This is a genomic window from Vulcanococcus sp. (assembly GCF_044369115.1).
Lineage (GTDB): Bacteria > Cyanobacteriota > Cyanobacteriia > PCC-6307 > Cyanobiaceae > Vulcanococcus.
This window is the reverse complement of sequence record NZ_JBIPMN010000129.1, coordinates 1-7,791: the sequence shown is the minus strand read 5'-3', so window position 1 is coordinate 7,791 and position 7,791 is coordinate 1. Positions and strand designations below refer to the sequence as shown.

Below are 7,791 nucleotides of genomic sequence, written 5' to 3'. Positions count from 1 at the left end.
CAGGGAGCTCTGGCCGGAGAACATGGGTCAGCTCTGATGGGCAGGCTCCCCGAGTGGGGCTCTGCGACCCGAGATGGAGAGCCCCCGCTCAAGCGGCGGTTCTGCCGACCAGTGCTGTGACCAACCAGGCCGTGATCAGCACAGCAGGAAGCATCAAATGCATCAGCCCAGCCCCAGCTGTCCGAGGATGCCCTTGCCGCTCAGCGCCTCGGTGGCAATGGCGATCAAGAACCCCAGCATGGCCACACGGCCATTGAGGGTTTCAGCGAAGGGCACAAAGCCGGTGCGCTGGTACGGAATCTCGAAGTCGGATCTAGCCATGGCGGTCAAGCATTCGTTATGAAGCTTAATGCCTGTGTTGTGGTCAACGGTTCGTCAACCCTGCAGAAGCCCACAACGTCAATACACGTGGCTAGTCGCGATTTCCCCACTAGCGATCCGAGTGAGGAGCGCCTGATAATCGAGCTGGGCTTGATCCGCGTGCCCAACGGCTTGTTCGAGCATGGCGGCAGCAAAGGCTTTAGACGATCCGATCGCAGCACAGATCGCCCCGCGGTCGCCGCTGCGCGCGTGGGCCTTGGCCAGGGTCCAGCTGCAGAGCCGGCCGTAATCCGTGAGTCCCTCGGCATCGAGGAGCGACACATCCACGGAGAGTTTCCAGTCGCGAAACTGACGCCAGTAGTAGTGATTGCCTGCGGGTGTGCTGGTCCATCCGAGGAAGGGGTCACTGGCGGTCTGCATCAACCGCTGCCCCTGCACCACCCGCTGCCCCTGATGCTCAGGGGTAGACAGGCAAACATAGGGCGCCAACACCGAAGCTTTCGCCTGCTTGCTCTGCAACACCAACACCTCTTCACCGCGTTGATCCACCCATAGGCCAATCGCACAGTGCGTGCCCACCGAGCCAACGCCAACCGCCTTAAATGCCGTGTCAACATGGCGGAAATTGGACAGCAACGCTTGTAATTCGGGGCGAATATTGGCCAGGTAGAGCTCATACATGTCCTGATGCCACTCGTCCCGCGACTTGTTGTAGTCGAGCCATTTTCCCTGAAACTCAGAGAAGCTGAAGATCAGGGGCGGATCGTGGCGGATGCGCAGCTCTCCTGAACGATCCTTTTCACAGAGCTTGCTCACGGCCTGGCGACTGTTCCGCTGCTGAGCTCGGGCCGCCAATGACTGAAGCAGGCATTGCAGAGATTTGCTCTCGGCTTCCTCAATCAACCGATCAAGATCCAGCTGCATCACCCACATCTCCAACACCGGTTTAGCCGCAAATTGCGCCATGGCCTTGGCATAGGCGCGTACTGTGCGGCGACACACCTTCTCTTGCTGCTTCACGCTGAGATTGAGATCACGAGCCGCAAGAATCATGCTGGCCGCGAGCCGCTGCACATCCCACTCAAACGGGCCGGGATGGGTTTCGTCGAAATCGTTCAGATCAAACAGAAGCTGACGCTCCGGTGAGGCGTAGAAGCCGAAGTTCAACAGGTGTGCATCCCCACAGAGCTGGACCATCACCCCGGAGTGTGGTTGGCGGGCCAGGTCCGCCGCCATCACAACCGCTGTACCCCGATAAAAGGTGAACGGACTCACCGCCATCCGGCTATGGCGCACGGGCAAGAGCCAATCAAGCCGGTCTTCCTCCTGTGCAAGCACCAGATTGATCGGATCCGGGCGATCCACCAGCACCGGCGTTTGCATTGAGACGCTCCTCCAGCCCAACTATCAGCGTGAAGATCACGTCGAAGGCCTACAAGCGATTGTCATTGAGTGTGACGTGCCAAGGCTGAGAGCACTCACGTGGACAGTTCGAAACAGAGACGTCCATACCCCCCCCCACCCGTGAACGGCCTGGACAAAACAACGGAAGGTCGATCCCAGCCTCTAGCCCTTGCCAGCCGCATCCGCTGCCAGAGCCCGCTTGGTCATGCCGTAATGGAGCAATGGATCCCTGTATTGGCGCGGCATGCGCTCGTGAAGCATCACCAGTCGGTGCCAACAGAGCGTGCGCTGAATCTGGGGGAGTGTTTTCCCTTCTCGGATCAAAATTCTCAGCGCTTTGCAGTAGGCCGGGTAACTGCCTTCGAGCTGCCCAAGGGTGAGCGATGGTTCATCCCCTCGGGCCGAGCCATTGCGATCGGCCATCCATGCCCCCAGGGGTGTTTGCTCAAACCTACGTCGCCGTGGTCCACCCCCGTGGCTATGACGGGGTCGAGCGTGCCGTGATGAGGACACGCTCTGGGGACATGCAGCTCCCAGGGGTTTTGAACATTCACCCTGGGGGTTTCCCCATGGCTCGATCAGGCAGTCGTGCAGTAAGGTGATCAAGATTCAACGATCACTCTCCAGTAGGTTTCGACTCCAGGCGGCGGGTTCCCAAGATTTCTCCACCCGGCCAGCAACTTTCTTCAGGGCCTTCAACGAATCGGGTTCATACTTTTAGTGCGTTTCATGACAATTTATGTAGGCAACCTCTCCTTCGATGCCGAAGTGGAGGACCTTCAGAGCCTTTTTGCCGAGTACGGCTCTGTGCGCAAGTGCAGCCTGCCGCTCGATCGCGACACCGGCCGCAAACGTGGGTTCGCTTTCGTTGAGATGGCCAACACTGCCGACGAGCAGAAAGCCATCGACGACCTTCAGAACGTGGAGTGGATGGGTCGGATGATCCGGGTCAACATGGCAGAACCTCGCACCGGCGGTTCAGGCGGTGGTGGCGGCGGCGGAAACCGCTGGTGATTTGTTGATCATCCGATCTCGAGCAAGTCGCCCTTGATGGGCGGCTTTTTTGTGTTCGATCTGCTGTTGATCAGAAGCGAGACATCGCGGCAACCTTGGCCAATTTCTCGCCATCGAGGCCATCGAGTTCCTGCAACTGCAACAGGTTCTCTTTCACCAGGCTGGCAAACACGAACAGGATCCCTTCCAGGCGGAAGTCGAAGCGCCCTTCCATCGTGTGGCGCTCGATGCTCAAAAAGTCGTGAAGGGCCCAGACGGACTCCACGGTGCTCAGGCTGGCGGCCTGGGCTTGCACTGTGGCAGTTAGTTGTGCCACTGCGCGCTCGAATGCCGTTTGAACGGCGGAGCGGGCAATCGCCTGTTCGCTCTCACTCCAAGTGTCCACAACTGCTTCACTCATGGGTGTGACACCGTTGTCTCCGACACTACCGGAACTGTTGCTGCATCGCGAGCACGAGGTTCAGGTTCATGGCCCGGGCAGATGGCAACTGAAACCAGTTGAGCCCTGGGTTCTCGTGATGTTCTCGGTGGTAGCCGAAATGAAAACAAGCCAGAAGCGAGAGCCAGGGTGGCAGGTTCAGGCTGATCGGATGGGCGTTCTGCTCCGGTACGCACTGGCCGCGGTGCGGCAGGTAGGTGCCCACAACAAACAGTTGCAATGAGCTCAGCACCAGTGGGATGGTGCCAACCAGCAAAACGCGCAGCGCTGCACCTCTCCAGCTCAACGATGTTGCCGTGGCGGTTAGGCACACCAGAAACCCCCAGCAACCAAGCAGGCGCAGCATTTGGCTTGCACTGAGATAGCCCAGCAGGAATTCCACGTACCACCGCAACAGGCTACGGCGCTGGTCAGCGGGAAAGTCTGGATCGAGAGCGGTGCCTGGGTGTTGGTGGTGACGCTGATGCTGCCGCTGGCACCGGGCATAGGAAACACCCGCATACGCCATCAAGGCCAGGGCACCAATCGCGTGATTGGTTTTAATGCGCTCAGGGCAAACCAAGCCGTGCATGGCATCGTGGGCCACGATGAATAGGCCGGTCTGCATCTGGGTGCGCAGCAGAACAATCACCAGCACAAGACACAGCGAATCGTGGGTGATCGTGGTGCCGAGGGCTAGGGCCAGTGAACATCCCCAGCCCAGAATCAACACACCATTGAGCAGCAGGCTCAACGGGCAAACTTGAGCAGCTCAGCCGGCGAGGCGAGTAGGTCGATTGCCACGAAGTAAATCTTGCCTTCGGGGTTGAGCAGGAAGCGCCAGGCCACATTCATCCCAATGCCCGCACCAAACCAGGGGGTCTGCACCTTGCCGGTCACCTTGATCTGGGTGAAGCCATCGTTGGTGGGCTCGGCGTAACCACGCTCCGGCAACAGCTTCAGGTTCTGGCAATCCTCGCGGAAGAAGCGCAGGATAGCTTCGCTGCCCACGATCGGCTTTTGGAACGGCGGCTGAAGGGCGCCGTCTGGCAGGAACAGCTGGATCAGGTTGTCAAAGTCGTTGGCATTGAGCAGATCCATGTAGTTGTTTACCGTGGGGTTGATCACGCCCTCGATGAAAACCTTCTTGCGCTGCTCCTCGGGAGTTGGAGGCGCCACAGGTTCCATCACCCGTTGGCCTTCTCCCTTAGCGGGATCAAAGCCCATGTCCACCACGAAATTGCGCAGCAGCGTGATCTGTTGACCCTGCTCTACAGCCTTCAACGACGACAGCACAGCTGAAGCGTTGGCGGACAGTTGATAGCCCTCGGGGATCGGCGCCACGCTGCCGGCCGCCATCCACTCTCCCAGTTGGTACCAGAAACCCAGCTTGATATTCACCGACCAGGTGGCGTAAACGCGGCTGATCGGGGTGTCAGCGCTGTTGGCTAGATCACACATCACCTGGCTTTGCTGCTCAAACGACATCGCCTTGATCTCGTTGAGGGTGCGCTCAGCAAATTGCATGCGTGCGGCGGCCGGAGCCGCCACCGTGATCGTGTTGCCCATCTCGAGATAGGCGTACCAGATCAAGGCGAGCTGGTCCTCGGCACTCAGCAATTGAAAGCGTGCCGTGATTGCCGGCACCACGTCTGCCGTGCGCGTGTCCGGAAAGATCTGGGTAGCCCTTTCAAGCGTGAACATGCAGGACGATCCAGATGTAAAGGATTATTTCAGACTCTAACCCCTCGTCCACGCGCGTGGGCTCGACCAAGGTTTCCGCGGCACATTTGCCTCTGCTGTGCTACGGGATCGAACGAATTATTCAATCGCGCTTGCCAGCAAGCCTGCGCAGTGGCTTTCACGGCATTGATTCAACGATCGGAAGCCTTGACCTGATCCACCCATGCCGCTTTCAACAGGCGCCCATCAAGTGGCGCTTCACTGAATTCGAGACCTTTCCCCGGGTCGACCCATGAGAAAGCGCAGGGAACAAAGCGCTCCATATCTCAATCTCTCAGCTTAAAAAATGGCAATGGACCGTTGCGTTGATCTTGAAGTGGCTGACTGATGCATTAGCCAAGTGGCCAGGGGCCATCGGATCGTCAGCGTTGCGCCGGTTCAGGCTTGCGGAACAGTCCGTCGAGGTAGTGGCGCACCACCGGCTTGTCCTGGCATCCCTGCTGGAAGAGGAAGCCCGCCAGGGCGGATTGCATCAATCGGTATTGGTCCCACTGGGGATGCTGCTCAATAAACCCAACCATCGATTCGAACAGATCCGCCGGGAACTGGTTTTCCACACTCACGTGTTCCGGCATGTGGTCTGGAATCGCTTGCATCGCACCTCGCTCGCTCTGACCCACCCATCAGCGCACGAGGAGCGGCTTGCCGTCAAAGCAGCTCCATTGCGTCATCTGATCGGCGTCCCAAACCGAGATGCGCTGCACTGCATGGGCTTTCCGGCATGTGCCACACGCATCTCCCGGCTGCTGGTGCCAGCTCAGACGGCTGTCAAGGGGAGAGGGGTTTTCCGGACGGATCCGTGGAGCGCCTGACGCTCACTTGAGTCTGTGCTGGGACCCATGGGGAAAACCTGTGGAAAAGTCCAGCGCGATTGTGGGTAGGTTCGCTCTTCAGCGCTGCTGATCGATCGCAGCTGCTCAGCAAGCAATCGCGATCTGAGGTGGATTCGGTACTGATCGCCACTTGACCGATCCCACCTCGTTGCCACGCAATGCTGCGCTGCGGTGGGAGTTGTGATTAAAAGGAGGGCACTTCACCATCCCGTCGTGTCCATCACCGTCTGGCATGCCCTTGAGCCTGGCGGTCGCCTCGAGCAAGCCACACGGCCCATGCTCGAACCCGCGGCCGACGAGCTTGTGCTGGAAGTGCTGCACTGCGGCCTCTGCTACAGCGATCTCTCCATGCTCGACAACCACTGGGGCATGACCCAGTACCCACTGGTTCCTGGCCATGAAGTAGTAGGTCGCGTGGTTGCGGTTGGTGCGGGCGTGAGCTCTGAGCTGATCGGGCAGCTTCGGGGCCTCGGCTGGATCAGCGGCAGCTGCAGCCATTGCCCGCAGTGCCTGGGGGGCACCGGCAACCTCTGCGGCTCGCTCGAGGCCACGATCGTGGGCCGCCAGGGGGGCTTCTCCACTCATGTGACCGCGCGTCAAGACTGGGCCATTCCCCTGCCCGCTGCGATGGATCCAGCCGATGCGGGCCCCTTGTTTTGCGGGGGCATCACGGTTTTTGCACCGCTGCTGGATGAGGCCGTTTCACCCACAGCCCATGTGGCGGTGATCGGCATCGGTGGGCTGGGCCACATGGCCCTTCAATTCGCCAGGGCCTGGGGTTGTGAGGTCACAGCCCTCACCACCAACCTCTCGAAAGGGGAGGAAGCCCGTCGTTTCGGAGCGCACCATGTGGAAGCGCTCGATCAGCTAGCCAAGCTGGCGGGCCGGTTTGATCTGGTGATCAACACGGTGAACCATGCGCTCCAGTGGAGCGATGTGATGGCGTCATTGGCGCCGCGCGGCCGCCTGCATCAATTGGGCGCTGTGCTCGATCCCATCCAGGTGGGCGCCTTTGATTTGATCATGGGCCGGCGTTCGATCACCGGTAGCCCCACCTCATCGCCCGCCAGCCTGTTGAAAATGGTGGACTTCTGCGTGCGCCACAACATCCGCCCTGAGGTGGAACATCTGCCCATGGATCGCGTCAACGAGGCGATCGCCAGGCTGCGGCAAGGCGACGTGCGCTACCGGTTTGTGTTGGATCACATGTGAGGCGCACAACCACGCAAGGGGTTGTCCAGGCAACGTTGCGTCTCCTTGGTGAGCTCAAGCGCGCTCTGAAACGTGGTGTCCACCAGCCCACGGCCTAATTCCCTCGCGTTGTTGCTGGATCAGGTGGCGGGCAGGCTGCCTTGGCTGGTTCCCATCCGCGACAGCCGCATGGGGTCGAGCCCGTGCGCCTTCTTCCGCGTCGCCGCTGCGGTGATGGCTTTGAACCTCTCTCGCCAGGTCCATTCCGGATTGGTGGTGCAGCTCTGCGGTGATGCTCACCGGTTGAACGTCGGCCGTTATGCCTTGCCGGAGCGCCAAGCAGCCCAGATCCACCAGCGCCTGGTTTTCCCCAACCAGCTATTCCGGCAGCTGATCTAAAGCCGCTCAGGCTCTCCTCCACAACAGAGTTTCACAGCAGCTGCAATCCAAGCAGCAGACTGCAGGCCAGCCATTCGGTCTCAAGCGGATCGATCTGCGACAGGCTGCCTCGCAGTGGGTTTGATGCCACCTCCGACTAGGTGGATCAGCACAACCGGTGCCACCGATTCCGGAGCAGCTCGTGTTCCGGTATCCAAACGCAGACGCCGTTGACAGCATGAGTCCGGCGCCGGACCCATGGGGAAAACCTGTGGAAAAACCCCGAAAGAGTGGTGCCGGTGCCTGGGCCTCACAAGCCCTTGGCTGTGCAACGGGCCACACTGCCCTGCAGTGACGTCTGCAGATCGCTCCAGTCGTTGGCGGGGAACACCGCTTCGAAGGCCTGGATGTTGTTGTTCAAGATGGTCAGCGCCTGGCTGCGCAGTGAGCACGCCTGGGCTTCATTGCTGGCACGCACCGCCACGATCG

Annotated in this window: 11 protein-coding genes; 4 read left to right on the top strand and 7 right to left on the bottom strand. The window is 60.0% G+C overall.

The window, feature by feature from the left end; genetic code table 11:
- Positions 1–162 precede the first annotated feature (162 nt).
- From ACIQ2E_RS10495 to ACIQ2E_RS10485, 3 genes are all read right to left on the bottom strand, one after another.
- Positions 163–321 carry a chlorophyll a/b-binding protein gene (locus ACIQ2E_RS10495; RefSeq protein WP_398329980.1) on the bottom strand — a complete coding sequence of 53 codons (159 nt, stop codon included), beginning with the start codon at positions 319–321 and terminating at the stop codon, positions 163–165.
- 78 nt (positions 322–399) lie between these two features.
- On the bottom strand, positions 400–1,704 hold the full coding sequence (locus tag ACIQ2E_RS10490) for a DUF2252 domain-containing protein (protein ID WP_398329977.1): 1,305 nt from the start codon (positions 1,702–1,704) through the stop codon (positions 400–402).
- 183 nt (positions 1,705–1,887) lie between these two features.
- A complete protein-coding gene (locus ACIQ2E_RS10485; protein ID WP_398329974.1) occupies positions 1,888–2,148 on the bottom strand; it encodes a DUF3136 domain-containing protein in 261 nt (86 codons plus the stop codon).
- A gap of 306 nt (positions 2,149–2,454) precedes the next feature.
- On the opposite strand from ACIQ2E_RS10485, the gene ACIQ2E_RS10480 reads away from it, so the two are divergent.
- Complete coding sequence (locus tag ACIQ2E_RS10480; RefSeq protein WP_398329971.1) at positions 2,455–2,739, top strand: RNA recognition motif domain-containing protein; 285 nt, start codon at positions 2,455–2,457, stop codon at positions 2,737–2,739.
- Between the two features lie 70 nt (positions 2,740–2,809).
- Here the strand turns inward: ACIQ2E_RS10480 and ACIQ2E_RS10475 are convergent, their stop codons facing one another.
- The 3 genes from ACIQ2E_RS10475 to ACIQ2E_RS10465 are packed head-to-tail and all read right to left on the bottom strand — an operon-like array spanning position 2,810 to position 4,861.
- A complete protein-coding gene (locus ACIQ2E_RS10475) occupies positions 2,810–3,139 on the bottom strand; it encodes a hypothetical protein (protein WP_398329968.1) in 330 nt (109 codons plus the stop codon).
- 25 nt (positions 3,140–3,164) lie between these two features.
- Entirely contained in the window at positions 3,165–3,911 is a 747-nt protein-coding gene (locus ACIQ2E_RS10470; RefSeq protein ID WP_398329965.1) for a fatty acid desaturase, read from the bottom strand.
- Complete coding sequence (locus ACIQ2E_RS10465) at positions 3,908–4,861, bottom strand: orange carotenoid-binding protein (protein WP_398329962.1); 954 nt, start codon at positions 4,859–4,861, stop codon at positions 3,908–3,910. Before ACIQ2E_RS10465 ends, ACIQ2E_RS10470 begins: the two co-directional genes overlap by 4 nt.
- A 56-nt stretch (positions 4,862–4,917) precedes the next feature.
- Here ACIQ2E_RS10465 and ACIQ2E_RS10460 point away from each other — a divergent pair, with 56 nt between their 5' ends.
- Entirely contained in the window at positions 4,918–5,136 is a 219-nt protein-coding gene (locus tag ACIQ2E_RS10460; protein ID WP_398329959.1) for a hypothetical protein, read from the top strand.
- 126 nt (positions 5,137–5,262) lie between these two features.
- Here the strand turns inward: ACIQ2E_RS10460 and ACIQ2E_RS10455 are convergent, their stop codons facing one another.
- Complete coding sequence (locus ACIQ2E_RS10455; RefSeq protein WP_398329956.1) at positions 5,263–5,496, bottom strand: DUF2811 domain-containing protein; 234 nt, start codon at positions 5,494–5,496, stop codon at positions 5,263–5,265.
- A gap of 450 nt (positions 5,497–5,946) precedes the next feature.
- Here ACIQ2E_RS10455 and ACIQ2E_RS10450 point away from each other — a divergent pair, with 450 nt between their 5' ends.
- Positions 5,947–6,945: an NAD(P)-dependent alcohol dehydrogenase gene (locus tag ACIQ2E_RS10450; RefSeq protein ID WP_398329953.1), complete on the top strand. Its 999-nt coding sequence runs from the start codon at positions 5,947–5,949 to the stop codon at positions 6,943–6,945.
- A 72-nt stretch (positions 6,946–7,017) separates the two neighbouring features.
- Complete coding sequence (locus ACIQ2E_RS10445; protein ID WP_398329950.1) at positions 7,018–7,323, top strand: DUF2252 family protein; 306 nt, start codon at positions 7,018–7,020, stop codon at positions 7,321–7,323.
- The last annotated feature ends 468 nt before the right edge of the window (positions 7,324–7,791 follow it).